General features: G+C 73.3%; 24 protein-coding genes. 11 read left to right on the forward strand and 13 right to left on the reverse strand.

What is annotated here, in order from left to right:
* Nucleotides 1-60 precede the first annotated feature (60 nt).
* The 3 genes from JOF36_RS29980 to JOF36_RS29990 all read right to left on the reverse strand — a co-directional run bounded on the left by JOF36_RS29980 (nt 61) and on the right by JOF36_RS29990 (nt 3,412).
* On the reverse strand, nt 61-960 hold the full coding sequence (locus JOF36_RS29980) for an MIP/aquaporin family protein (protein WP_210033600.1): 900 nt from the start codon (nt 958-960) through the stop codon (nt 61-63).
* A gap of 65 nt (nt 961-1,025) precedes the next feature.
* Complete coding sequence (gene glpK / locus JOF36_RS29985) at nt 1,026-2,540, reverse strand: glycerol kinase GlpK (protein ID WP_210033604.1); 1,515 nt, start codon at nt 2,538-2,540, stop codon at nt 1,026-1,028.
* A gap of 110 nt (nt 2,541-2,650) precedes the next feature.
* A complete protein-coding gene (locus tag JOF36_RS29990) occupies nt 2,651-3,412 on the reverse strand; it encodes an IclR family transcriptional regulator (RefSeq protein ID WP_210033605.1) in 762 nt (253 codons plus the stop codon).
* A 186-nt stretch (nt 3,413-3,598) separates the two neighbouring features.
* Between JOF36_RS29990 and JOF36_RS29995 the strand changes: the two genes are divergently transcribed.
* The 7 genes from JOF36_RS29995 to JOF36_RS30025 all read left to right on the forward strand — a co-directional run bounded on the left by JOF36_RS29995 (nt 3,599) and on the right by JOF36_RS30025 (nt 11,276).
* Nucleotides 3,599-4,429 (forward strand): MIP/aquaporin family protein, encoded by an 831-nt coding sequence (locus tag JOF36_RS29995; RefSeq protein ID WP_210033607.1) that lies wholly within the window; start codon nt 3,599-3,601, stop codon nt 4,427-4,429.
* A gap of 44 nt (nt 4,430-4,473) precedes the next feature.
* On the forward strand, nt 4,474-5,991 hold the full coding sequence (glpK, locus tag JOF36_RS30000; protein WP_210033609.1) for a glycerol kinase GlpK: 1,518 nt from the start codon (nt 4,474-4,476) through the stop codon (nt 5,989-5,991).
* A gap of 105 nt (nt 5,992-6,096) precedes the next feature.
* Complete coding sequence (locus JOF36_RS30005) at nt 6,097-7,809, forward strand: glycerol-3-phosphate dehydrogenase/oxidase (RefSeq protein ID WP_210033611.1); 1,713 nt, start codon at nt 6,097-6,099, stop codon at nt 7,807-7,809.
* Nucleotides 7,810-7,932: 123 nt separating this feature from the next.
* Complete coding sequence (locus JOF36_RS30010; RefSeq protein ID WP_210033612.1) at nt 7,933-8,526, forward strand: DinB family protein; 594 nt, start codon at nt 7,933-7,935, stop codon at nt 8,524-8,526.
* 13 nt (nt 8,527-8,539) lie between these two features.
* Entirely contained in the window at nt 8,540-9,094 is a 555-nt protein-coding gene (locus JOF36_RS30015) for a DinB family protein (protein ID WP_210033614.1), read from the forward strand.
* Nucleotides 9,095-9,134: 40 nt separating this feature from the next.
* Nucleotides 9,135-10,094, forward strand: coding sequence for a pyridoxal-phosphate dependent enzyme (locus JOF36_RS30020; protein WP_307862661.1), 960 nt, complete (start codon nt 9,135-9,137; stop codon nt 10,092-10,094).
* 99 nt (nt 10,095-10,193) lie between these two features.
* Nucleotides 10,194-11,276: a flavin-containing monooxygenase gene (locus JOF36_RS30025; protein WP_210033616.1), complete on the forward strand. Its 1,083-nt coding sequence runs from the start codon at nt 10,194-10,196 to the stop codon at nt 11,274-11,276.
* A 28-nt stretch (nt 11,277-11,304) separates the two neighbouring features.
* On the opposite strand, the gene JOF36_RS30030 is transcribed toward JOF36_RS30025, so the two are convergent.
* The 3 genes from JOF36_RS30030 to JOF36_RS30040 form a co-directional block, all read right to left on the reverse strand.
* Nucleotides 11,305-11,835, reverse strand: coding sequence for a DUF2127 domain-containing protein (locus JOF36_RS30030; protein WP_210033618.1), 531 nt, complete (start codon nt 11,833-11,835; stop codon nt 11,305-11,307).
* An 89-nt stretch (nt 11,836-11,924) separates the two neighbouring features.
* Nucleotides 11,925-13,361 (reverse strand): NADP-dependent phosphogluconate dehydrogenase, encoded by a 1,437-nt coding sequence (gene gnd / locus JOF36_RS30035; RefSeq protein ID WP_210033619.1) that lies wholly within the window; start codon nt 13,359-13,361, stop codon nt 11,925-11,927.
* Between the two features lie 170 nt (nt 13,362-13,531).
* Nucleotides 13,532-14,395 (reverse strand): alpha/beta fold hydrolase, encoded by an 864-nt coding sequence (locus tag JOF36_RS30040; protein ID WP_210033627.1) that lies wholly within the window; start codon nt 14,393-14,395, stop codon nt 13,532-13,534.
* A 142-nt stretch (nt 14,396-14,537) separates the two neighbouring features.
* Here JOF36_RS30040 and JOF36_RS30045 point away from each other — a divergent pair, with 142 nt between their 5' ends.
* Together JOF36_RS30045 and JOF36_RS30050 are read left to right on the forward strand one after the other, a co-directional pair.
* Nucleotides 14,538-15,449 carry a sulfite exporter TauE/SafE family protein gene (locus tag JOF36_RS30045; RefSeq protein ID WP_210033629.1) on the forward strand — a complete coding sequence of 304 codons (912 nt, stop codon included), beginning with the start codon at nt 14,538-14,540 and terminating at the stop codon, nt 15,447-15,449.
* 101 nt (nt 15,450-15,550) lie between these two features.
* On the forward strand, nt 15,551-17,797 hold the full coding sequence (locus JOF36_RS30050; RefSeq protein ID WP_307862662.1) for a UvrD-helicase domain-containing protein: 2,247 nt from the start codon (nt 15,551-15,553) through the stop codon (nt 17,795-17,797).
* Here JOF36_RS30050 and JOF36_RS30055 read toward each other — a convergent pair.
* From JOF36_RS30055 to JOF36_RS30070, 4 genes are all read right to left on the reverse strand, one after another.
* Nucleotides 17,794-18,678, reverse strand: coding sequence for an SCO1664 family protein (locus JOF36_RS30055; protein ID WP_307862663.1), 885 nt, complete (start codon nt 18,676-18,678; stop codon nt 17,794-17,796). The two genes, JOF36_RS30050 and JOF36_RS30055, sit on opposite strands and share 4 nt — an antisense overlap.
* Nucleotides 18,675-19,262, reverse strand: coding sequence for a DUF3090 domain-containing protein (locus JOF36_RS30060; RefSeq protein ID WP_210033630.1), 588 nt, complete (start codon nt 19,260-19,262; stop codon nt 18,675-18,677). Before JOF36_RS30060 ends, JOF36_RS30055 begins: the two co-directional genes overlap by 4 nt.
* Nucleotides 19,263-19,358: 96 nt before the next feature.
* A complete protein-coding gene (locus JOF36_RS30065; protein WP_210033631.1) occupies nt 19,359-20,051 on the reverse strand; it encodes a histidine phosphatase family protein in 693 nt (230 codons plus the stop codon).
* Nucleotides 20,052-20,086: 35 nt separating this feature from the next.
* Complete coding sequence (locus JOF36_RS30070; protein ID WP_210033632.1) at nt 20,087-20,908, reverse strand: undecaprenyl-diphosphate phosphatase; 822 nt, start codon at nt 20,906-20,908, stop codon at nt 20,087-20,089.
* Between the two features lie 134 nt (nt 20,909-21,042).
* On the opposite strand from JOF36_RS30070, the gene JOF36_RS30075 reads away from it, so the two are divergent.
* Both JOF36_RS30075 and JOF36_RS30080 read left to right on the forward strand, forming a co-directional pair.
* A complete protein-coding gene (locus JOF36_RS30075; protein WP_210033633.1) occupies nt 21,043-21,990 on the forward strand; it encodes an aldo/keto reductase in 948 nt (315 codons plus the stop codon).
* A 122-nt stretch (nt 21,991-22,112) separates the two neighbouring features.
* Nucleotides 22,113-22,391, forward strand: coding sequence for a DUF5703 family protein (locus JOF36_RS30080; RefSeq protein ID WP_210036446.1), 279 nt, complete (start codon nt 22,113-22,115; stop codon nt 22,389-22,391).
* A gap of 230 nt (nt 22,392-22,621) precedes the next feature.
* Here the strand turns inward: JOF36_RS30080 and JOF36_RS30085 are convergent, their stop codons facing one another.
* From JOF36_RS30085 to JOF36_RS30095, 3 genes are all read right to left on the reverse strand, one after another.
* Nucleotides 22,622-23,002 (reverse strand): VOC family protein, encoded by a 381-nt coding sequence (locus tag JOF36_RS30085; protein ID WP_210033634.1) that lies wholly within the window; start codon nt 23,000-23,002, stop codon nt 22,622-22,624.
* Between the two features lie 47 nt (nt 23,003-23,049).
* Nucleotides 23,050-23,820: an SDR family NAD(P)-dependent oxidoreductase gene (locus tag JOF36_RS30090; RefSeq protein WP_210033635.1), complete on the reverse strand. Its 771-nt coding sequence runs from the start codon at nt 23,818-23,820 to the stop codon at nt 23,050-23,052.
* A gap of 147 nt (nt 23,821-23,967) precedes the next feature.
* Nucleotides 23,968-25,329 carry a M20/M25/M40 family metallo-hydrolase gene (locus tag JOF36_RS30095; RefSeq protein ID WP_245351030.1) on the reverse strand — a complete coding sequence of 454 codons (1,362 nt, stop codon included), beginning with the start codon at nt 25,327-25,329 and terminating at the stop codon, nt 23,968-23,970.
* Nucleotides 25,330-25,416 lie beyond the last annotated feature (87 nt).

Here is a 25,416-nt window from a genome sequence, read left to right on the forward strand (position 1 = left end):
CGCACAACACTGCTTCGCGCCGGACGGGTGCCGTCCGCGTTCGGGCCCGGAATCCCCGGGTCACTCCTCCGGGACGCGGCTCGCGCCGCCGCCGCCCGGGTCCTCGGGGTTCCGTGCCGCGAGCACCTGCCCGATGAACAGGTCGTAGATCACGATCCCGATCACGCCGCCGATCAGTGGACCGACGATCGGGACCCACCAGTAGGTACCGAAGTAGTCGCCGGTACCGGGGAAGGCCAGCGGCCCCCAGCCCTCGATCCAGGTCCACAGTCGCGGACCGAGGTCGCGGGCAGGGTTGATCGCGTAGCCCGCGTTCGTCCCGAAGGTCATCCCGATCGCGACCACGACGAGCCCGATGAGGAACGCGCCGGTGTTGGCCGCCGGAGCCTGGTTGCGCTTGTCGATCAGCGCGGCGATGAGCACGAGCAGGATCGCGGTGCCGACGATCTGGTCGAGCAGCGGGCCCCACAGGGCCCCGTTGAAATAGGGCGCGGGATACGTCGCGAAGATCGCGAACGTGGACAGCGACCCGCTCCGGTCCGCGATCTGCTCGGTCGCGTTGAAGGCGTCGATGGCCGGCGCGTACACCGCGTAGACGAGCGCGGCCGCGAGGAACGCCCCGAGGAGCTGGGCCAGCCAGTACAGGGGCACCTTGGCCCAGGAGAAGCCCCGGCGCACCGCGAAGGCCAGCGTGACGGCCGGATTGATGTGCGCACCGCTGACCCCGCCCGCGACGTACACCCCGAACACGACGGCCAGGCCCCATCCCCAGGTGATGATCAGCCAGTTCGCCGCGCCGAACGGATCGGCCTGGCGCTCCGAGCCGGGCAGCCCGACCACGGCCACCGCGACCGAGCCGCACCCGATCAGGATCAGGACGAACGTCCCGAGAAACTCCGCCAGCAGCTCCCCACCGGTTCCCGCGCGCCACCGCTGCACGGTCGTTCTCTCCGTCGTCATGAGACGAGCATCACACCGCAGGTGCGCGCCGTCCAGAGTGTGGCGGACCGGTGTGGACGGGCGGGTCACCCGCTCCGGGCCCAGCCGATGCTGCGTTCCACCGCGCGGCGCCAGTTCACGTGCTCGCGCTCGCGCAGGCCCGGGTCCATCGCCGGCTCCCAGGCCGCGGCACGGTGCCAGTTGCGGCGCAGCACGTCCGGGTCCGGCCAGTACCCGACGGCGAGGCCGGCCGCGTAGGCGGCGCCCAGCGACACCGCCTCGGAGCCGAGCGGGCGTTCCACGGTCAGGTCGAGGACGTCGGCGAGGCACTGCATGAGCAGGTGGTTCGCGGTCATCCCGCCGTCCACCTTCAGCCGGGTGACCCCGACGCCGGAGTCCCGGTTCATCGCGTCCAGCACCTCGCGGGTCTGCCAGGCGGTCGCCTCCAGCACCGCACGGGCGAGGTGCCCGCGGTGGATGTAGGACGTCAGCCCGACGATCACGCCGCGGGCGTCCGGGTTCCAGTGCGGGGCGTAGAGCCCGGAGAACGCCGGGACGACGTAGCAGCCGCCGTTGTCCGGCACCGACAACGCGAGCGTCTCGATCCGGGCCGCCGTGGAGATCATGCCCAGCGCGTCGCGGAACCACTGCACCAGCGAGCCGGTCATCGCGATCGAGCCCTCGAGGGCGTAGACCGGACGGTCACCGAGCAGGTATCCGACGGTCGGGATCAACCCGGCGTCCGACGAGGCGATCCGGGGGCCGGTGTTCTTCAGCAGGAACGCGCCGGTGCCGTAGGTGCACTTGGCCTCACCCGGCGCGAAGCAGGTCTGCCCGACCAGGGCGGCCTGCTGGTCACCGAGCGCCCCGGCCACCGGGACACCGGGCAGCAGCCCGGTGCAGGTGCCGTAGACCTGCGCGTTCGGCACGATCCGCGGCAGCATCTGCGGCGGCACCCGCAGCGCCGCGCACAGCCGTGGTGACCACTCGAGCGTCCGCAGGTCCATCAGCATCGTCCGGCTGGCGTTGGTGACGTCGGTGACGTGCACGCCGCCGTTCGGCCCGCCGGTCAGGTTCCAGATCAGCCAGCTCTCCATCGTCCCGAACAGCACGTCACCGCGCTCCGCGCCGTCCCGCGCGCCGGGGACGTGGTCGAGCAGCCACTGCAGCCGCGGCCCGGCGAAGTAGGTCGCGGGGCCGAGCCCGGACACCTCGGAGTAGAGCCCCGCGGAGTCGGCCAGGCCGGAGACGATGCCGTCGGTGCGGGTGTCCTGCCAGGTGATCGCCCTGGCCAGGGGGACGCCGGTGTGCCGGTTCCACACCACCGTCGTCTCGCGCTGGTTGGCGATCCCGAGCGCGGCGACGTTCTCCGGACCGAGCCCGGCCCGGCGCAGCGCCGCCGGCACCACCCGGGTCACGGCCCGCCAGATCTCGGTCGCGTCGTGCTCGGCCCGCCCGGGCGCCGGGAAGTACTGACGGTGCTCGCGCTGGGCGACCGCCACCATCCGCCCGGAGCGGGTGAACAGCAGGCAGCGGGTCGACGTCGTGCCCTGGTCGATGGCGGCGACCACCCGCTCGGATGCCGGTACCGCCGCGCTCATGACTCCTCCGCGGGACCACGTGCGTCGTCGTGGCTCATGACTCCTCCGCGGGACCACGTGCGTCGTCGTGGCTCATGACTCCTCCGCGGGACCACGTGCGTCGTCGTGGCTCACACCAGTTCCTCCAGCCCGGCCGCGATCTCGGTCGCCGCCGCGGACAGCTCCTGTACCGGGTCGGGCCGGGCCCGGCCGTCCCCGGTGAACAACTCCTCGGCCGGGGCACCGACGCCGAGCGCGGCCACGGTGAGCCCGCCCCCGCTGCGCACCGGCACCGCCAGCCCGCCGACACCCGGCTCCCAGCCTCCCGGGTCGGCCGCCCAGCCCCGGCGGCGGGTCTCCGCGAGCACGCGGGCCAGCTCCACGGGATCGGTCACCGTGCGCCGTGTGTAGCGCTCCAGCGGGTCCGCGGCGCGCACCGAGGCCGGGGCGAACGCCAGCAGGCACCGCCCCCAGGCGGTGGCGTGCAGGGGCTGGACGGTGTTGGTCCGCAGCCGCTGCGGGCTCCCGTCGGGCCGGAACACGTGGTGCACGACGTCCACCCCGCGGCCGTCCACGGCAGGAACCCCCAGGTAGACCGCGCACCCGGTGCCGGCGGCCAGCGCATCGGCCCAGTTCATCGCCCGGCCCCGCAGGTCGTGCCGGTCCCACGGTGTGCCGAGCCGGCCGAGCTCGTCGCCGAGCAGGTAGCGCCCGGACGCAGCGTCCTGCGCGACGAGGCCCTCGTCACGCAGCGTGCGCAGGAGGCCGTGCGCGGTCGGGCGCGGGAGATCCAGCGCGGCGGCCAGCTCGGCCAGGGCGAGCGGGCGCCCGGCACCGCCGAGCAGCCGCAGCAGGGCGGCCGCCCGGGCCACCGACTGGATGTGCCGCGCCACGCCGAAGATCCTAGTCCGGCACTCCCGCGCACTCCCACGAGAAGCCGATCATGACCCGTTCGACCCGGTACGTTCGACATCGTCGAACGCGTCGCGTTGCCCGGTTCCCGGCCCGCTCCTAGCGTCCCTGCCCACGTGGCGGGGCCGTCCGGTCCCGCGAGGGGGAACTCACCAGAAAGGGGTTCGATGACGAGCTCCGAGAAGACCGGCTCCGAGACGGCACCGGTCAGCAAGGCGCCGTCCCTGCTCGGCGAGCTCAGCGCCGAGTTCGCCGGGACCATGATCCTGATCCTGTTCGGCTGCGGCGTCGTCGCACAGGTGCAGACCGGGACCGACAACGCCGCCGGTGCCTACGACTCCATCGCGTGGGCCTGGGGCTTCGGCGTCATGCTGGGCGTCTACGTGGCCGGGCGGATCTCCGGCGCACACATCAATCCGGCCGTCACGATCGCGTTCGCCGTCTACGACGGCTTCCCGTGGCGCAAGGTCATGCCGTTCATCGTGGCCCAGACGCTCGGCGCGATCGTCGCGGCGCTGATCGTCCGCATCACCTACGCCGACCTCATCCGGTCGGTCGACCCGAACCTGACCGAGACCCAGGGCATCTTCTCCACCTTCCCCGCGGACGCGACGTCGATCCCGACCGCGTTCCTCGACCAGGTCGTCGGCACCGCGATCCTGGTGTTCGTGATCATGGCGCTGGTCCACCCGCGCAACAAGGGCCCGATGGCCAACATGGCCCCGTTCATGATCGGGATCCTGGTCGTGGGCATCGGTATGGCCTGGGGCTCGAACGCGGGCTACGCCATCAACCCGGCGCGTGACTTCGGCCCGCGGCTGGTCTCGTGGATCACCGGCTACGAGTCGGCCTGGGTCACCGGGAGCGGCACGCCGTACTGGTGGTTGCCGATCATCGCCCCCATCATCGGTGGCGTGGTCGGTGGCGGCCTGTTCAAGTTGCTGATCGACCGGTTCATCCCGGCCGAGGACGCTCCGCAGGAGGTCGGGCGGGTCTGACCCGGCCGTCCCCGTTCCGACCCCGATTCCCGTAGGAGGGCTCAATGGCCGAGTTCGTCGGCGCCGTCGACCAGGGCACCACCAGCAGCCGTTTCATGATCTTCGATCACGCCGGCAACGAGGTGGGCCGTCACCAGCTCGAGCACGAGCAGATCCTGCCGCAGCCCGGCTGGGTCGAGCACAACCCCGTCGAGATCATCGAGCGCACGAACGCCTGCCTGCAGTCGGCGCTCAACAGCACCGGCCTGTCCGCGTCCGACCTGGTCGCGTTGGGCGTCACCAACCAGCGCGAGACCACCGTCGTCTGGAACCGGCGGACCGGGCGGCCCTACTACAACGCGATCGTCTGGCAGGACACCCGTACCGACCGGATCGCGACCGCGCTGGAGCGCGAGGGCAAGGGCGACGTGATCCGGCGCAAGGCCGGCCTGCCGCCCGCGACCTACTTCTCCGGCGGGAAGATCCAGTGGATCCTGGACAACGTCGACGGCGTCCGCGAGGCCGCCGAGCGGGGTGACGCCGTCTTCGGCAACACCGACACCTGGGTCATCTGGAACCTCACCGGCGGGCCGCACGGCGGCCGGCACGTCACCGACGTCACCAACGCCAGCCGCACCATGCTGATGGACCTCGAGACCCTGGACTGGGACGACGAGCTGCTGAGCTTCTTCGGCATCCCGCGCCAGATGCTGCCCGAGATCAAGCCCTCGTCGTCGCCCGACGCGTTCGGCGCCACGCTGGCGACCGGCGCGCTCGGCGGCGAGGTCCGGATCACCGGCGACCTCGGCGACCAGCAGGCCGCGACCGTCGGCCAGGTGTGCTTCGCCCCCGGCGAGGCCAAGAACACCTACGGCACCGGCAACTTCATGCTGCTCAACACCGGTAACGAGCTGGTCCGCTCGGAGTCCGGGCTGCTGACGACGGTCTGCTACAAGTTCGGCGACGAGCCGGTCGTGTACGCCCTGGAGGGCTCGATCGCCGTCACCGGGTCGGCCGTGCAGTGGCTGCGCGACCAGCTCGGCATCATCTCCGGGGCCTCGCAGTCCGAGTCGCTGGCCCGGCAGGTCGAGGACAACGGCGGCGTCTACTTCGTGCCGGCGTTCTCCGGGCTGTTCGCGCCCTACTGGCGTTCCGACGCCCGCGGCGCGATCGTCGGCCTGTCCCGCTTCAACACCAACGCGCACCTGGCCCGGGCCACGCTGGAGGCGATCTGCTACCAGTCCCGCGACGTCAGCGAGGCGATGTCGAAGGACTCCGGGGTCGCGCTCGACGTGCTCAAGGTCGACGGCGGCGTCACGATGAACGAGCTGTGCATGCAGATCCAGGCCGACGTCCTGGGTGTGCCGGTGTCGCGGCCGGTCGTCTCCGAGACGACGGCACTCGGGGCGGCCTACGCGGCCGGGCTCGCCGTCGGCTTCTGGAAGTCGACCGACGAGCTGCGGGAGAACTGGAACGAGGCCCGTCGCTGGAACCCGCAGTGGGACGAGGCGAAGCGCGACGAGGGCTACGCGAAGTGGAAGAAGGCCGTCGAGCGCACACTCGACTGGGTCGACGTGCAGTGATCCACGGTGCCCGGTGCCGCCCGCTACACGACAGGGCGACACCGCGCACGCCTGCTCCCGGAACGGGTAGTCCCCGCCAGGACGGAACAACCGGAAGGTCTGATCATGAAATCACTGGCGCTCTCCCCGGACGCCCGTACCGCGGCGCTGCAGTCGATGGGCGACCGGGAACTGGACGTGCTCGTCGTCGGTGGCGGTGTCGTCGGCGCCGGTGCCGCGCTCGACGCCGCCACCCGCGGCCTGTCGGTCGGCCTGGTCGAGGCCCGTGACTTCGCCTCCGGCACCTCCAGCCGGTCCTCCAAGCTGATCCACGGCGGCCTGCGCTACCTGGAGATGCTGGACTTCCGGCTGGTCGCCGAAGCGCTCGCCGAGCGCGGCCTGCTGATCCAGCACCTGGCCCCGCACCTGGTCCGCCCGGTGCCGTTCCTCTACCCGCTGCAGCACCGCGGCTGGGAGCGGCTCTACGCCGGCGCCGGGGTCGCCCTCTACGACACGCTCGGCTTCCTGTCCGGGCGGAGCCGGGGCGTCCCGCGCCACCGGCACCTCACGCGGCGCGGCGCGCGGCGGGTCGTCCCGTCGCTGCGCAAGGACGCGCTCGTCGGCGCGCTGCAGTACTACGACGCGCAGGTCGACGACGCCCGGCACACCATGTTCATCGCGCGCACCGCCGCGGCCTACGGGGCGCACGTGGCGACCCGGGCCCGCGTCGTCGGGCTGCTCAAGGAGGCCGGCCGGGTCGTCGGGGCGACCGTGCAGGACCTGGAGTCCGGTGAGCGCATCGACGTGCGCGCCAAGCAGGTCATCAACGCCACCGGCGTGTGGACCGACGACACCCAGACCCTGGCCGGGGAGCGCGGGCTGTTCAAGGTGCGGGCGTCCAAGGGCATCCACCTGGTGGTGCCGCGGGACCGGATCCGCGGCTCGTCCGGGCTGATCCTGCGTACCGAGAAGTCGGTGCTGTTCGTCATCCCGTGGGGCCGGCACTGGATCATCGGGACCACCGACACCGACTGGGACCTGGACAAGGCCCACCCGGCGGCCAGCGCGGCGGACATCGACTACCTGCTCGAGCACGTCAACACGGTGCTGGAGCAGCCGCTGACCCACGACGACGTCGAGGGCGTCTACGCGGGTCTGCGCCCGCTGCTGTCCGGCGAGTCGGAGTCCACCTCGAAGCTGTCCCGCGAGCACGCGGTCGCGAAGCCGGTGCCCGGTCTCGTGGTCGTCGCGGGCGGGAAGTACACGACGTACCGGGTGATGGCCAAGGACGCGGTCGACGCCGCCGCGCACGGCCTCGACGGCCGGATCCCGCGGTCGTGCACCGAGGACGTCCCGCTGCTCGGTGCGGAGGGCTACCACGCGCTGACCAACGCGACCACGAAGCTCGCGGCCGAGTCCGGCCTGCACAAGGTGCGGATCGAGCACCTGCTCGGCCGTTACGGATCGCTGATCCAGGAGGTGCTCGACCTCGCCGCGGACGACCCGACGCTGACCGATCCGCTCGCCGGCGCGCCGGACTACCTGCGGGCCGAGGTCGTCTACGCCGCCTCGCACGAGGGGGCCCGGCACCTCGAGGACATCCTCGCCCGGCGCACCCGGATCTCGATCGAGACGTTCGACCGCGGTGTCGCCGTCGCCGAGGAGGCCGCGGCGCTGGTCGCCCCGGTCCTCGGGTGGAACGACGCGCAGGTCGCCCGCGAGGTCGACCACTACCGCAAGCGGGTGGAGGCCGAGCGGGAGAGCCAGCGGATGCCCGACGACGCCACCGCCGACGCCGCCCGGCTCGGCGCTCCGGACGTGGTTCCGGTCAGCGGCTGAGCCCGCTCGCGGAAGAACGCGAGATCCGCGGTCATCGAGGACCGGAGCTGTCCGCATGGGGTCCTAACGTCGTTCCTGTCGGACCGGGAGGAACCCGGTCGCGAGACCCGAGAGGCGGACCTCATGGACGCGAGCACCACCGAGCAGCAGAGGGCTACCGGCGAGCGCGCCGAGCTGATCGTCTCCCTGGAGCGGCACCGCGGCTTCCTGCTGCAGACCGCCGAGGGGCTGACCGAGGAGCAGGCGCGGACCGCGAGCACCGTCAGCGCGCTGACGGTCGCGTCGCTGCTCAAGCACGTCGCGGACACCGAGGAGCAGTGGTTCCGGTTCGCCGTCGAGGGGGCGCCGGCGTTCGGCACCGAGCACGAGGTCTACGGCGAGAACGTCGACTGGGACGCCATCGACGCCGAGGCCGCCACCAACGGCGGTGACGGGTCGGGCTCGGAGTGGGAGGACGACCGGTTCGTGCTGTCCGAGCACGAGACCCTGGAGTTCCTGCGGGCCCACATCGAGCAGGTCGCCGCGCGGACCGAGGAGGTCCTGCGCTCCGCGGACCTCGACACCACCCATCCGCTGCCGGTCGCGCCCTGGTTCGAGCCGGGCGTGAGCTGGTCGGTGCGGCGGGTGGCGATCCACATGCTGGCCGAGATCAGCCAGCACGCCGGGCACGCGGACATCATCCGCGAGGCCATCGACGGCGCCCGGACGATGGGCTGAGAGGGACACGACGATGAGCACCGCCGACTCCATGACCGACCTGCTGACCAGCGCCGCCGCCGGGCTCTCCGGCGAGCGCGCCACCATCCTCGAGACCCTCACGAAACACCGGATGCTGCTGCGCTACACCGTCGCCGAGCTGTCCGAGCAGGACGCCCGCCGCCGCCCGACCGCCAGCGCGCTGACCCTGGCGGGGATCCTCAAGCACGTCGAGGGTGTCGAGCGCGGCTGGGTGGACTTCGTGCTGACCGGCGTCGTGGCGGGCGCCGAGGACTGGGAGTCCCAGGCCGAGGCGGGCGACGAGCGCGACGACTTCGCCCTCGACGACGCCGACACCCTCGAGACCCTGCTCGCGCGCTATGCGGAGACCGCGACCCGCACCGACGAGCTCGTCCGCACCGTCGACCTCGACCTCTCCCATCCGTTGCCGCCGGCACCGTGGTTCCCGGAGAACGGGACCTGGAGCGCCCGGCAGGTGTTCGCGCACATCATCGGGGAGACCGCCCAGCACAGCGGGCACGCCGACATCGTCCGGGAGAGCATCGACGGCCACAAGTCGATGGGCTGAGCGCGGCTCCGGCCCGGACGGCCGGGGTTAGGGTCCGACCGTGAGTGATCTGGTCGACCTGGCAGCGATCGAGACGGCCGCGGAGCGGATCGCGGGTGGGGTGCTGCGCACCCCGACGGTCCCCTCCCCCGGACTCGGCTCGCTGCTCGGCGCCCCGGTGCTGCTGAAGCTGGAACAGCTGCAGCGCACCGGGTCGTTCAAGCCGCGCGGGGTACTGGCCAAGCTCGCCACGCTGTCCGAGGCCGAGCGCGCCGCCGGGCTGGTCGCCGTCTCCGGCGGGAACCACGGTCTCGCCGTCGCGGACGTGGCGGGGGCGGCCGGGGTGGCGGCGGTCGTCGTCATGCCGGAGAACGCACCGGCCCGCTCGGTCGCGGCGGCGCGGGCGGCCGGTGCCGACGTGCGGCTCACCCCGGACATCCCGGCCGCGTTCGCGCTGGCCGGCGAGCTGCAGGCGGCGGGGGCCACGCTGGTGCACCCGTTCGACGACCCGGTCGTGCTCGCCGCGCAGGGCACCGTCGGGCTGGAGCTGGCCCAGGACGCGGTGACCCTCGGCGAGCCACCGACCGACGTGCTCGTGTCGATCGGCGGTGGTGCGCTGCTGTCCGGCGTCGCGACCGCGGTCCGGGCGCTGCTGCCCGACACCCGGGTCTGGGGCGTGGAGATCGTCGGTGCCGAGGCCATGTCCGCGGCGCTCGCGGCCGGTGGGCCGGCCCCGGTGCCGATCACGTCGGCGATCACGACGCTGTCCGCGCCGTCGGCGTCGCAGCTGACCTACGACCACGTGCGCGCGCTCGTGCACGACGTGCTGGTCGTGCCGGACGCCGACGCGGTCCGGGGCTCGGTCGAGCTCGCCGAGTACGCCGGGATCTGGGCCGAGCCCGCCGCCGGCTGCCTGGTCGCCGGCGCCCGCCGGGTGCTCGAACGCCACCCCGACGCCCGCCTCGCGCTGGTGATCTGCGGCGCGAACGCCGACGTGGCCGACGTGGCCGGCGCCCGGTGATCACCGGCTGAGGAGCGCAGCGTGCGGTGGGCGTGCGCCACGCTCCACGACCGGTGATCACGGGGGATTGCCACGGCCGTCCGGGGTGTTGTAGCCGGTATGGAGCGGACCGGTGTGGTGGTGATCGGCGCGGGGCAGGCGGGCCTGTCCGCGGCTGCGGGTCTGCGCCGGAGCGGGTTGGAGCCCGGCCAGGACTTCGTCGTGCTCGACGCCGAGGACGGCCCGGGCGGCGCCTGGCGGCACCGCTGGCCCAGCCTGCTGATGCGCACCGTCAACGGCATCCACGACCTGGCCGGCGTCGACTCCGGCTTCACCGACGACGGGTCCGACGACCGGCCGGCCCGCGAGGCCGTCCCGGAGTACTTCGCACGGATCGAGCGGACGTGGGACCTGCAGGTCGTCCGCCCGGTGCGGGTGCGGGCGGTCCACGACGGCGGGGACCCGGCGGGCCCGCTCGACGTCCGGACCGACCGGGGTACCTGGCGGGCCGACGAGCTGATCAACGCCACCGGCACCTGGACCCGGCCGTTCGTGCCGTCCTACCCGGGCCTCGCGTCGTTCGCGGGATGGTCGCTGCACGCTCGTGACTACCCGGGGCCGCAGGCGATGGCCGGCCGGCGGGTGGTCGTGGTCGGCGGCGGGATCACCGCGGTGCAGCTGCTGCTCGAGATCGCGCCGCATGCGGACGCGACCACCTGGGTCACCCGTCGCGAGCCGCTCTGGCACGAGGGCCCGTTCGACGCCGAGCGGGGCCGGGCCGCGGTCGCGCTGGTCGAGGAACGGGTGCGGGCCGGGCTGCCGCCGCGCAGCGTCGTCGGCGTGACCGGGCTCGGGCTCACCCCGGCGGTGCGGGCGGGGCTGGCGAGCGGCGTGCTGGACCGCGGGCCGATGTTCTCCGCGATCACCCCCGACGGCGTGATGTGGGACGACGGCGCTCACGAACCGGCCGACGTCATCCTGTGGGCGACCGGCTGGCGGCCCGCGATCGGGCACCTCGCCCCGCTACGGCTGCGCGCACCCGGTGGCGGCATCGTGCTCGGCCCGCCGCAGGACACCACGGTCGTCGCCGACCCGCGGGTGCACCTGGTCGGCTACGGGCCGTCGGCCAGCACGATCGGCGCGGACCGGGCCGGGCGCGCCGCCGCCCGGGAGGTCCTCGGCCGGATGCCGGTCGCCGCCTGAACGGTCGGTCGCCGCCCGACCTCGCCGGTCAGCCGGGCTCCCGTCCGCCCGGCTTCTCGTCGTCCGGCGCGGCCGCCCGCTCGCGCCGCAGCAGCCGGTACTCCCGCAGCACCAGGACGATGATCGCGATGTCCAGCAGCGCGAGGACCGCCAGCAGCACCGACCCGGTGTGCCACGCATGGACGAGCTCGTAGACCACGAACAGCCCGAGCACCGCGACCGCCGGCGGGTAGGCGGGCAGCCACCTGCGTAGCAGCGCCCACACGAGCGCGAGCTTGAGCACCCCGTGCAACGCCAGGTAGACGACGACGAACGTCCGGTCGCCGCTCGCGAACTCGTCGACCGCCCGGACGAGGTGCCGCGCCGGGGGAGCGTCCGGCGGCCCCACCAGGTCGCGGGCCAGGACCAGGACCACCACCCGGTGCATCCAGTCACCGGAGACGAGCAGCAGCGCGATCGCGCCGAGCAGCTCCGCGGCGCCGTCGACACCCTTGACCAGCAGCGCGACGCGGAACAGGCGCTCGGTCCACCGGGCGTTCTCCGCCGCCGGGCCCGTCATGCGGCGAGCGTAACCGCGGCGCACGCACACCCCGCCCCTCGTCGTGCTCCGGTGCGAGCAGAGCGGGAGGGGTGCGCGTGCGGATCGGGTCAGCCGGTGCCGACCTCGGTGCCGTCCTGGGACCAGCGGGTGTGGAAGGCGCCGTCGGCGTCGGTGCGGCGGTAGGTGTGCGCTCCGAAGTAGTCGCGCAGCCCCTGGATGAGGTTGGCCGGGCCGCGCTCGCGGCGGTAGCCGTCGTAGTAGCTCAGGCTCGACGAGAACGCGGGGATGGCGACGCCGTTCTCGGTCGCGGTCAGCACGACCCGGCGCCACGCGTCCTGCGCGTCGGCGACGGCTCCGGTGAAGTACGGGACCATGAGCAGGTTGTCGAGGTCGGGGTGCTCGGCGTAGGCCTCGGTGATCCGGTTGAGGAACTGGGCGCGGATGATGCAGCCGCCGCGCCAGATCGTCGCCATCGCGCCGAGGTCGAGGTCCCAGCCGTTCGCGTTCGACGCGGCGCGCATCTGCGCGAAGCCCTGCGCGTAGGCGACCACCTTGGACGCGTACAGCGCCTGGCGCACGTCCTCCACCAGCCGGTCCACATCGGGCGACCGCTGCGGGGCCGGACCGGCCAGCGTGGCCGACGCCGCCCGGCGCTCGTCGCGCAGCGCTGACAGCGTCCGCGCGAAGACGGCCTCGGTGATGCCGGTCAGCGGGACGCCGAGGTCGAGCGCGTCGATCGCCGTCCAGCGCCCGGTGCCCTTCTGCTCGGCCTGGTCGACGATGACGTCGACGAGCGGCTGCTGCGTCTTCTCGTCGGTCTTGGCGAGCACGATGCCGGTGATCTCGATGAGGAAGGACTCGAGGTCGCCGGTGTTCCACTGCTCGAAGATCTTCCCGATCTCCGGCGCGGACAGGCCGCCGACGTGGCTGAGCAGGTCGTAGGCCTCGGCGATGAGCTGGATGTCGGCGTACTCGATGCCGTTGTGCACCATCTTCACGTAGTGCCCGGCACCCCCCGGCCCGACGTGCGTGCAGCAGGGCGTGCCGTCGACGTCCGCGGCGATCGCGGTGAGGATCTCCTCGACCTCGCCGTAGGCCTCGAGCGGCCCGCCGGGCATGATGCTCGGCCCGTTGAGCGCGCCCTCCTCGCCGCCGGAGACACCGATGCCCATGAACCGCAGGCCGCGATCGGCGCAGTAGGCGGCGCGCCGGTCGGTGTCCGGGAAGTGCGAGTTGCCGGCGTCGATGATGATGTCGCCGGAGTCGAGCAGCGGGGCCAGCTCGTCGATGACGGCGTCGACCGGCTTGCCGGCCTTCACCATGACGACGATCTTGCGCGGCGTCTCCAGCGCGTCGACGAACTCCTGCAGCGTCTCGGCGCCGGTGAAGGCGCCCTCGTGGCCGTGGTCCTGCATGAACTCGGTCGTCTTCGACGTGGTGCGGTTGTGCACCGCCACTCCGAAGCCGCGGCGGGCCATGTTGCGGGCGAGGTTCGCCCCCATCACCGCCAGCCCGGTGACACCGATCCGGCTCTTCTCCGCCATCGTGCTCCTCCGTACTCGCTTCACGTGCCCCGGCCGCTGCCGGCGCTCCCGCGCCCGCCCCGCGGCCGGGTGGGGCCGAGCCCCATCCTGCCGGTCCCCCGCGGCCCGCCCGTTGTCCCCTTGGTCACGGTCCGGCGGGCCTCGCTCGGCGACGGCGTCGCGAGCCGGGCTCAGCGTCGGAGGAAGTCCAGCAGGAGTTCGCTCGCCTTCTCCGGCGCCTCCTCGAGGATCCAGTGCCCGCTGCCCTCGACGCACTCGAACCGGAAGTCGTCGACGAACTCCGACGACCGCCGCATCTGTCCCTCGGTCAGCGCCATGTCGCCGTCGCTCCACACCCCCAGCACCGGGATCCGGATCGGCGGCACCTGCGGGACCTCGGTCGGCACGAACGTGGCCGGGTCCACGTTGGCCCGGTACCAGTTCAGCGACGCGGTCAGCGCGCCCGGCCGGGACAGGTCGGCGATCTGGCGGGCGGGAAGCGCGTGCCCCTCCGGGAACGACGCGTGCGCCCAGGCCCGCAGGAACTGCCAGTCGTGCGCGGGAAGTGCCTGCTCGGCCACGCCGGGGAACTGGAACCAGAGCATGTACCAGGACATCGCTTTCTGCCGGAACCCGGCGGAGGCGAAGGCGACCGGGTGCCCGACGGAGAACGCGGCGTAGCGGGTCACCCGGTCCGTACTCATCGCGAGCGCCCAGCCGAGCGCGGAGCCCCAGTCGTGCCCGGCGAGCGCGAACCGCTCCACGCCGAGCGCGTCGGCCAGCCCGAGGACGTCGCCACGCAGCGCGCCCATCCGATAGTGCTCGACCTCCTCGGGACGGTCGGAGTCGCCGAACCCGCGCAGGTCCGGTGCGATCACCCGGTACCCGGCCGCCGACAGCGCCTCGACCTGGTGGGTCCAGAGCGTCGCCCGGTCCGGCCAGCCGTGCAGCAACAGCACGGGGTCGCCGGGACCGCCGGTGTCGTGGACGGAGAGCGTGACCTCGGGCAGCGTCGTTCCGGGGACGGTGATCCGCTGCGGTGCGGGGAGAGCCATGGCCGCGACGGTATCGGGCTCCCGGCCGGTAGGACGCGCGTGCGCGCCGATGGTCCCGGCCGGTGGGCCCACCGTGCGCGGCCGGGCGACCCCGGTGGGCCCACCGTGCGCACCCGAACGGTCCCGCGCCGAGAATGGCCCGATGGCCCGCAGCGACGCGACACCGCCCCCGGGGCCCGGCCGTCCGGGACCAGGTGGATGCACGACGAGCGAGGGCGGCGCGGCACGGCCCCCGGCCACCCCGCATCGCAGCGGCCGGAGCGGGGTCGTCGGCACGATCGGCGCGGTGGGCGGGGTCGTCGGCGGTCTGATCGGGGGCGGTAGCGGGGTCCTGTTCGTGCCCGCCCTCGACCGGTTCACGGCGATGTCGCGGGCCCGGGTGCACGGGACGTCCACGATCGCCAACATCGGCGTCTGCGTCGCGGGGGCGGCGGGTTACGCCGCCGGCGGTGGCGCGCTGGACCTGCGGGTCGGGGCCGGGCTGATCGTCGGCGCGACGATCGGCGGCGTGATCGGCCCACGGCTGCTGGCCCGGGCGTCGGAGAACCTGCTGCGGGTACTGCTGATCGCGATCCTGGTGCTCACCGCGGCGAAGCTGGCCGTCGACGCGTTCGCGCCGGCGCTGCTCTCCGATGCCCTCGTGCCGGATCGGTTGATCGCCGACCCGTGGTTCCTGCACTCGGCGACGACCGTGGTCGGGCTGGTCATCGGCGCGTGGGCCGGGGCGATGGGGCTGGGCGGCGGGTTGCTGGCGGTGCCGGCGATGGTGCTGCTGTTCGGGACCGAGCTGCACGTCGCGGCGGGGACGTCGCTGCTGATGTTCATCCCGAACTCGATCGTCGGCACGGTCGTGCACCTGCGCCAGGGGACGGCGTCGTGGCGGTGGGGCCGGTTGCTCGCGATCACCGCCGCGCCCGGGACGCTCGCCGGCGTCGCGCTCGGGCTCTCGCTGGACGCGGTCGTGCTCGGACTGGTGTTCGCGACGTTCGCGGCGGTGATGGCGGTGCGGGAGACGGTCCAGCTCCTGCGACGGCGACGCCACAGCAGCAGCTGAAAACACGTGCGCCCGGGGCCTCGGGAGCGCTACTCTGTGGAGTGCGCTCAAGTGGAGAACCGACAGCCCTACAGGCACAGTTTAGCACGGATGGGAAGAGCGTGAACAGTCCCCTGCTCGAGAGGGAGACGGCGGCGGAGACCGGACGGATCCGCCGGTTGCACGCGATGCTCACCGCTGAACTCGAGGACGCCACGGCCCGGGCACAGGGCAGGCTCGGCGCGGCGACGGGCGAGGAGCTCAGCGCCCGCTGGGAGCGCGACGTCGCGGTGCACCGCTGGTCGGAGCGGGCGCACGCGCTGCGGGCCGCCCGCTCGGGGCTGTGCTTCGGCCGGCTCGACCACGCCCCCGGCGCCACGAGCTACATCGGCCGCATCGGGCTCACCGACCCGTCCGACGGCGAGAGCGCGCTGCTCGACTGGCGGGCACCCGGCGCCCGGCCGTTCTACTGCGCCACGCCGGTCACACCGCTCGGGGTGACCCGGCGACGGCATTTCCAGCTCGCCGGCACCGCACCCGACGAGCGGGTCGCCACCTTCCACGACGACGTCCTGGACCGGTCCGCGCTCTCCGGAACCGACGCCGGCGCCGCGTCCGACCCGGCGCTGTTCGCCGCGCTCACCGCACCGCGCGGGTCGACGATGCGCGACATCGTGACGACGATCCAGGCCGAGCAGGACGAGATCATCCGGCTCCCGCTCTCCGGAACCGTCGTGATCGAGGGCGGCCCGGGGACCGGCAAGACCGCGGTCGCGCTGCACCGCGTCGCCTACCTGCTCTACACCCACCGCGAGCGGCTGGCCCGCAGCGGCGTCCTGGTCGTCGGTCCGAGCGCCGGGTTCGTGCACTACGTCGGCGGTGTGCTCCCCGCACTCGGTGAGTCGGCGGTGGTGTTCACGACGCCCGGCCGGCTGGCCCACGGTGTCGTCGCGACCGCCCTCGACGCTCCCGGAGTGGCCCGGGCGAAGGGCGGTCTGGCGATGGTGGACGTGCTGCGCCGCGCCGTCGCCGACCGCCAGGAGCTCCCGCGCGAGACGATCGCGATCGAGCTCGAAGACGTCACGGTCGAGCTCGACCGGGCGACCGCCGAACAAGCGCGCCGCCGGGCCCGGGCCACCGGTCTCCCCCACAACGCCGCACGCGCGACGTTCCGCGACACCCTCGGCCGGCTGCTCGTCGACCAGGGACTCGAGCGGCTCGGCCACAGCCTGGAGGACCCGCCGGAGATCGCCGAGCTCCTCGCCGGTCTCGGTGACCTGCCGGAGATCGAACCGGCGGGCGCGGCCGAGGTGACGGCCGAGATGCGCCACGGGTTGCGCGACAACCTGCGCTCGGAGCCCGGCTTCCACGCGGCCGTCGAGCGGCTCTGGCCGGTCCTGACGCCCGAGCGGGCACTGGCCGAGCTGCTCGCGTCCCGGGAGCGGCTGGCCACGGCAGGTGCCGGCACCGATCTCTCCGGGCTCTACCGCGCCGAGGGATCCCGGTGGACGGTCGCGGACGCACCGCTGCTCGACGAGCTGGCCGAGCTGCTCGGTGCCCCGCCCGCAGGCCCCACCGCAGCGACCGGCGAACCCGACGGCCACTACGCCACGGACGTGCTGGCGATCCTGGACTCGGCCGACCGGGACCTGGCCGGGGAGGACCCCGACGAGGCCCGCCCGACCGACTTCGTCACCGCCGACGTGCTCGCCGCCCGGCACGTCGCCGGCCTCGCGGGGACGGTCGCCGAGCGCGCGGCCGCCGACCGGGACTGGCGCTACGGGCACCTCGTCGTCGACGAGGCGCAGGAGCTGTCCGCGATGGACTGGCACGTGCTGCTGCGCCGCTGCCCGTCCCGCTCGATCACCGCGGTGGGCGACCTCGCCCAGCGCAGCGCCCCCGCCGGTGCGGACAGCTGGGCCCAGGTGCTCGGCCCGCACCTCGCCGCCCGCTGGACGCACCGCACGCTGACGGTCAACTACCGGACACCGGCCGAGATCATGGCACCGGCCGCCGAGGTGCTGGCCACGTTCGCCCCCGGCCACCGCCCGCCGGAGTCGGTGCGCGAGACCGGCGAGCACCCGTGGGAGCGCACGGTGCCCGCGACCGAGCTCGCCGCCGAGGTGCGCGCGGCCGCCGAGGACGAGCGGGCGCGGGCGGACGGCGGGACGGTGGCCGTGATCGCCGCCGACCCCGGGGAGCTCACCGGGCTGCCGGTGCCGGTGCACAGCCCGGTGTCGGCGAAGGGCCTCGAGTTCGACGCCGTCGTGATCGTCGACCCGGATCGGATCCGGGCGAAGCAGCCCGCGGACCTCTACGTCTCGATGACCCGGGCCACGCAACGACTGGGAATGGTCCGGCCCGGCTAGAAGGCGGGCCAGGGGATCGCCGGGCCGTATCCCTCGGGCCCGGGGAAGCGCGGCTCGACGAGGAGGTGGTCGATGCGCGAGCGCAGCGCGGCCACCTCCCGCCGGGTGACGTGCTCGCCCAGCGTGTCGGCGGCGTCCCCGGCCAGACGCGCGCGCAGCTCCTTGAGCTGCGCGGTGTGCTCCTCGCCGATCTCGTCGCCGATCCAGCCCCACAACACGGTGCGCAGCTTCGGCTCGGTGTGCAGGGTGAGGCCGTGGTCGACGCCGTACACGTCGCCGTCGCCGGCCAGGATCACGTGCCCGCCCTTGCGGTCGGCGTTGTTGACGACGACGTCGAACAGCGCCATCGCCCGCAGCCGCGGGTGGTCGGCGTGCACCAGCACCACCGGGTCACCGGCGCCGTCGCGGGCCCGCAGGACCGGCAGCCAGCCGTCCGGGACGCCGCCGGGCTCGCACAGCTCCACGAGGGACTCGGCGGCCAGCGCGATGGTCTCCTCGTCGATGTCGCCCTCGAGGTCGTCCGCGGGAGTCGGCTCGGTCAGCGCGCTCTCGTCCCCGGAGGACACCCACGCCTGGACCATGCCCGGCCCGAACGGCGCCTCCTGGCGCAGGACCGTCGGCGGCACGACGTGCAGCCCGGAGATCTCCGAGATGAGGTACGCCCCGACCTCGCGGCCGGCGAGCGTGCCGTCCGGGAAGTCCCACAGCGGGCGCTCCCCGCGGACCGGCTTGTAGACGCAGCGCAGCTCGACGCCGTCGGAGGTGACGGTGCCGAACAGGGTGGCGTTCGAGGCGTCGACCAGGCGCCCGGTGATCTCCATGCGACCGCGGTCCAGGACGTCGAGGACGGCCGGGTCCCGCAGGCCGGGAACCCCGCTCACTCGGCCTCGGCCACGGGGTTGCGGTCGTGGTAGCCGTTGAGCCGCACGCAGACGTGGCCCTCCGGGTCCAGCGGCTCCGCGCACAGCGGGCACGGCGCGCGCCCCGCGGAGACGACCTTCCCGGCGCGGTCGGCGAACGCCTTCGCCGCCGTCGGCGACAGGAACACCCGCAGCGCGTCCGGCCCCTCCTCGGTGTCGTCGAGGACGACCGACTCGTCGATCTCCTCCTCGGTCACCGCCAGGAGCTCGACGACGATCGAGCTGGAGTCCGCGTCCCAGCCCAGGCCCATCGTGCCGACCCGGAACTCCTCCTCGAGCGGAACGTTGAGCGGGTCGTTGTCGGACGAGCCGGACTCGGCAGGCGTGCCCTCGGCCAGGTTCTCCTCGCCGAACCGCTTCGCCACCTCACCGAGCAGCGCGGTGATCCGTTCCGCCAGCACCGTGACCTGCTGTTTCTCCAGCAGCACACTGATCGTGCGGGCGCTCTCGATCGCCTGTAGGTAGAAGGCCCGATCGCCGGGCTCGCCGACGGTCCCGGCCACGAAGCGGTCCGGGCGGCGGAAGACGTGGATGACGCGTGCCATGACCGTTGCCAGGGTAGGCGACACGGAACCCCGGGGCATCCCCGCCATCCCCCACCGGCGCCGTCACCACCGGCGATGCGAGATGGATCACCTTGTTCAGGCGTTGGTGGGCCCGCCGACGACGGCGTCGGACGGCGCCTGCTCCTCCGACGGCGGCTTCGGGACGAGGCTCGCCACGTCCCCGGACTGCTCGTTCATCCGGGCCACGAACGGGCGCAGTTCGGTGTAGGCGACGACGCTGACCGAGCAGGTGTCGACGACGATCCGCTGGAAGTTGTCCAGGTGGCTGGCCAGCGCGTCGGCCAGCACCGCCTTGATGACGTCGCCGTGGCTGCAGGCCAGCAGGATCGCGTCGTCGCCGTGCTCGGCACGCACCCGGGCGACCTGGCGGCGGACGGCCGCGACCGAACGGGCCTGCATCCCGGCCAGGGCCTCGCCGTCCGGGAAGGTCGCGGCCGACGGGTGCGCCTGCACGACCTTCCAGAGGTCCTCGGTGACCAGCTCGCTGATCTTCCGGCCGGTCCAGGAGCCGTAGTCGACCTCGGCCAGGTCGTCCTCGACGACCGGGTCCAGCCCGCGCGCGGCGGCGAGCGGCGCGACGGTCTGGCGGCACCGGATCATCGGCGAGGTGATGATCGAGGCGATCGGAAGGTCGGCGAGCCGGTCGACCACCGTCGCCGCCTGCTCCCGGCCGCGGGCGTCGAGCTCGACGCCGGGGGAACGTCCGGCCAGGACACCCGCGGTGTTCGCCGTCGAGCGTCCGTGCCGCAACAGGATCAAGGTCGCCACACGCGCAGAGGCTACGTGACGGGCCGGACCGGGCGTCACGTCGCGGAGATCGCCCCGATCGACAGTGCCGCCAGCAGGGCGACGCCCAGCGCGATCCGGTACGCCACGAACACGTAGACGGTGTTGTTCTGCACGAACTTCAGCAGCCAGGCGATCGCCGCGTACCCGACCACGAACGCGACCACCACGGCGACCAGCATCTGGATGCCCGACGGCCCGTCCCCGGCGAAGACGTCCGGCAGCGTGAACAGGCCGGCCCCGAACACCGACGGGATCGCCAGCAGGAACGAGTACCGCACGATCGCCGGGCGGTTCAGCCCGAGCGCCAGCCCGGCGGTGATCGTCCCGCCCGAGCGGGACACCCCCGGGATCAGCGCCATGGCCTGCGCGAAGCCGAGCAGCACGCCGTCCCGCACGGTGATCCGCTCGATCGGCTTGGTCTGCCTGCCGAACCGTTCCGCCAGGCCGAGCAGCACACCGAACACGATCAGCGTCGTCGCGACCAGCCACAGGTTCCGGGCCACCGTCTCGATCTGGGTCTTGAACAGCACCCCCAGGACGGCGATCGGGATCGATCCGATGATCACCAGCCAGGCCAGCCGGTAGTCGTCGGTGCGCCGGACCTGGGCATCGCGGAACCCGCGCACCCACGTCGTGAACAGGCGCCAGATGTCCTTGGCGAAGTAGACGATCACCGCGGCCTCGGTCCCGAGCTGGGCGACCGCGGTGAAGGCCGCCCCCGGATCGCGGTCGAAGAACAGCTCGGAGGCGATACGCAGGTGCCCCGACGAGGAGACGGGCAGGAACTCGGTCAACCCCTGGATGACGCCGAGGACGATCACCTCGAGCCAGCTCACGGGCGGCTCCTGACGGGTGCTCCGGCGGGCCGGGGTGGCTGAGCGATCACGGGCCGTCACCGTACCCCCGGAGATCCGGGTCACAGCGCGCGCCCTCGATCGTCCCGGCGCCCGCGCGCCTAGGCTCTGCAGACGTGCAGCGGAGACCGGTGGGGGCCAGCGGCCTGGAGGTGTCCCGGGTCGGTTTGGGCACGATGACCTGGGGTGAGGACACTCCCCCTGCCGAGGCGGCCGAGCAGCTGCGGGCGTTCGTCGACGCCGGCGGAACGCTGGTCGAGACGGCCGACGACTACGGTGCCGGCGCGGCCCAGCAGGTGCTGGGCGGCCTGCTGCGCCGGACCGTCGCCCGGGACGACCTCGTGATCGCCGGGCGGGGCACCGCCACCCGCGTCCCCGACGAGCGGGCCTCCCGTTCCGCGCTGCTGCGCTCGCTCGACACGACGTTGCACCGTCTCGGCGTCGACCACCTGGACCTGTGGCAGTTCCCCGGCTGGGACCCCCGGGTGCCGCTGGACGAGATGCTCTCCGCGGTGCAGATCGCCGTCTACTCAGGGCGGGTCCGCTACGCCGGGCTGGTCGCCCCGCGGGGCTGGCAGCTCGCCACGATCGCCGCCGGCGCCGCGGCCGGCCCGGACCCCGCGGTGTGCAGGCCGGTGTCGGCCCAGGTGGAGTACTCGCTGCTGGCCCGCGAGCCGGAGGCCGAGCTCCTGCCGGCGGCGCGCCACCACGGCCTGGGAATCCTGGCGTGGGCCCCGCTCGGGCGCGGCGTGCTGACCGGCAAGTACACCGACGGCACCCCGGCCGACTCCCGCGGGGCGAGCGCGCTGCTGGCGTCCTACGTCGAGGCGCGTCGCGGCGAGCACTCGGCACGGATCGTGCACTCGGTGCTGACCGCCGCCGACGGGCTCGGCACCTCACCGCTGGTCGTGGCGCTGACCTGGGTGCGGGACCGGCGGGGGGTGGCCAGCGCGGTCGTCGGGGCGCGGGACGCGGCGCAGCTGCGGGCGTCGCTGGCCGCGGAGGACGTGACCCTGCCTGCCGAGATCCGCACCGCCCTCGACGACGTCAGCGACCCGGTCTGACCGCTTCGTCCTGGCCGGGTGTCGGGACGGCGACCTATGGTGGTTCACGTCGGCGGCACCGGTCGTTCACCCGGTGAGCCCCGCCGGACGCGACACCGTGGCAGCACGAGCGGGAGGCACGGATGGTAGAGAGCGGACCTGAGGAGACCGGGACCGACGGGAATCGGTTCGCCGGGACTCGGGACGGGGAGGCCTGGACCGACGACCGGTACGAGTACCGCCCCGTCCACATCCACGGCGACGTCTCCCGGCTCACGGCATCGGTCCGCCTGGCCGTCCAGGCCGAGTTCTCCGGCTGGGAGCTGTCGCGCCTGCGGCTCTACCCCGGCGGGGTGCGCAAGGTCGTGCTGCGCCGGCGGTTGTCGCATCAGCAGGGGCTGCTCCCCGAGCCGACCTTCTGACCTCGGCCCCGCGCCACCCCCGCGACATGCACATTTCCGCCCCGCCAGGGGCCAATTTGCGTTGATCACCGCGCTCTGGGCCGGGCTGATCACCGCGCTCTCGGCCGGGGTGCGCCCGAGCAGACCGGGTCGGCCTCGGCGCCGGCGGCCGGTGATCACGGATCCGGAACCGAGACGGACGCTGGATGTCCAGATCTGTTCCGGATCCGTGATCACCGGGTCGGGCGGGCTCAGCCGCCGTACGGCACCGTGATGATCTCGAGCCAGTGGCCGGACGGGTCGGCGAAGTAGATCCCCCGGCCGCCGTCGTTGGTGTTGATCTCGCCGGCCCGGTTCGCGCCCGGATCGGCCCAGTACTGCTGCCCGCGAGTGGTCAGCCTGTCGAACGTGGCGTCGAACTCGGCGTCGGTGACCAGGAACGCGTAGTGCTGGGGCGTGATCTCGGCACCCTCATCGGCGTCGATGTAGTCGAGACTCACGCCGTTGCCCGTCTCGACGACCTCGAAGGGGCCGAACGGCTTCGGTTGCGGGAGACCCAGGATCTCGGTCAGGTAGAGGGCCCCGGCCCGCTTGTCCCGGGAGTGGACGATGGTGTGGTTCAGGTCAGCCATACGCCCAAGGGTGCGACCTCGACCACGGTTCAGGTCAAGCGCATATCTCAGTGGTCCTGCCAGCCGACCTCCGGCGGCCGTCCCGCCCCGCGCGGGCTCGGGACGCCGCGGAACCCGTACGGCGCAGGCTCCCGGCCCGGCTGCACGAACCAGCACTCCCCCGGCTCGCCGCGCTCGAGGATGCCCTCGATACCGGCCGCCACGTCGTCCGCGGTGAGCATCGGGAAGTCCCCGAACTGCTCGCGCACGCCCGCGATCAGCGGGGTGTCGGCGAACCCCGGGCACACCGCGTTCACCCGGATCCCCTCGGCGGCCAGGGTCGTCGCGGCGGACCGCACGTACCCGACGACGGCGTGCTTGGTCGCCGTGTAGAGGGCGCCCCTGGGCATCGCGACCAGCCCGGCCAGCGACGCCGTCGCGACCACATGCCCGCCGCCCGCGCGGCGCAGCGCCGGGACCGCGGCCGTCAGTCCGAACACGACGTGGTCGAAGTTGACGCCGACGATCCGCCGGTAGGCCTCCAGGTCGAGATCCTCGATCCCGGACTGACCCGCCGTCACACCCGCGTTGAGCAGCACGACGTCGAGGCGGCCGTACCGCTCCTCGGCCGCGGCGACCGACGCCGTCAGCGCCGCCGGGTCGGTGACGTCCGCCGGGAACGCCGAGCCGCCCACCTTGTCGGCGACCGCGGCCGCACCGTCGGCGTCCCGGTCCACCACGACGACCTGTGCACCTGCCGCTGCCAGCCGGTCCACCGCCGCCGCGCCGATTCCGGACGCACCACCGGTGACCAGGGCGACCTTGCCCGCGAGATCCATGCCGGACACCCTGCCACCCGCGACCACGGGCCGTCACGGGCCGGGCCGTCACACCCGGAGGGACGGCATGTGCCCGCTCACGCTGTTCGCAGGCTCTGCCCGCTGTTCCTGCTCACGCTGTTCGCAGGCTCTGCCCGATGTTCCCGCTCACGCTGTTCGCAGGAAGCGGTCGAGCACCCGGGTCCCGAACCGCAGCGCGTCCACCGGGACGCGCTCGTCGATCCCGTGGAACAGCGACGCGAAGTCCAGCTCCGGGGGCAGCCGCAGCGGCGCGAAGCCGTAGCAGTTCATGCCCAGCTTCGCGAAGGACTTCGCGTCCGTCCCGCCCGACAGCATGTACGGGACGATCTCCGCGGTCGGGTCCTCGGTACGCAGGGCAGCCTGCATCGCCTCGGTGAGTGCACCCTCGAACGGGGTCTCCACCGGCGGCAGGTCGCTGACCCACTCCCGCTCCACGTCCGGGCCGAGCAGCTCGTCGACCTCGCGCAGGAACGCCTCCTCCCGTCCCGGCAGCACCCGGCAGTCGACGACCGCCTCCGCCGTCGACGGGATGACGTTGGCCTTGTACCCGGCGTTCAGCATCGTCGGGTTCGCGGTGTCCCGGACCGTCGCCCCGATGATCCGTGAGATCGGGCCGAGCTTCGCCAGCGCGCCCTCGAGGTCGTCCTCCGGGTACTCGACGCCGGTCAGCTCGGTCATCCGCTCCAGGAACGCCCGGACGGTGTCCGTGATGACCAGCGGGAACGTGTGGTTCCCCAGCCGGGCGACGGCCTCGGCGAGGATGGTGACGGCGTTGTCGTCGTGCAGGAACGAGCCGTGTCCGGGCTTGCCCTTGGCGCGCAGCCGCATCCAGGCGATGCCCTTCTCGGCGGACTCGATCAGGTAGGCGCGCTGGTCCTCGCCGAGGGTCAGCGAGAACCCGCCGACCTCCCCGACCGCCTCGGTGCAGCCCTCGAACAGGTCCGGCCGGTGCTCCACCAGCCACTGCGCGCCCCACTTGCCGCCGGCCTCCTCGTCGGCGACGAAGGCCCAGACGATGTCGCGCGGCGGGACGACGCCGTCGCGCTTGAAGCGGCGGGCGACCGCCAGCATCATCGCGTCCATGTCCTTCATGTCGACGGCGCCGCGGCCCCACACGTAGCCGTCCTGCACGGCGCCGGAGAACGGGTGCACCGACCACTCGCCCGGGTCGGCCGGGACGACGTCGAGGTGCCCGTGCATCAGCAGCGCGCCCCGCGACGGGTCGGCGCCCTTCAGCCGGGCGATCACGTTCATCCGCTTCGGCATCCCGGACTCGACGAGCTCGACCTCGTAGCCGACCTCGCGCAGCTTCGCCGCCACGTAGTCCGCGGCCTCCGCCTCCCCGGCCAGCGTCTCCGGGTCCGCGGTGTTCGTCGTGTCGATCCGGATCAGCTCCGAACACAGCTGGACGACCTCGGCCTCGGCGCCGGCCGCCTCGCCGGTGGCCGTCGCGTCGCTGGTGGGAATGTCGCTCGCGTCGCCGGTCATGCCCGTCTTCCTACCACCGGACGCCCGTGCCGACCTGCGGTGACCCGCCGTGGCGACCCGGCCGTGGACCGGCCCGAACGCTCGGCT

Source organism: Pseudonocardia parietis, from assembly GCF_017876315.1.
Lineage (GTDB): Bacteria > Actinomycetota > Actinomycetes > Mycobacteriales > Pseudonocardiaceae > Pseudonocardia > Pseudonocardia parietis.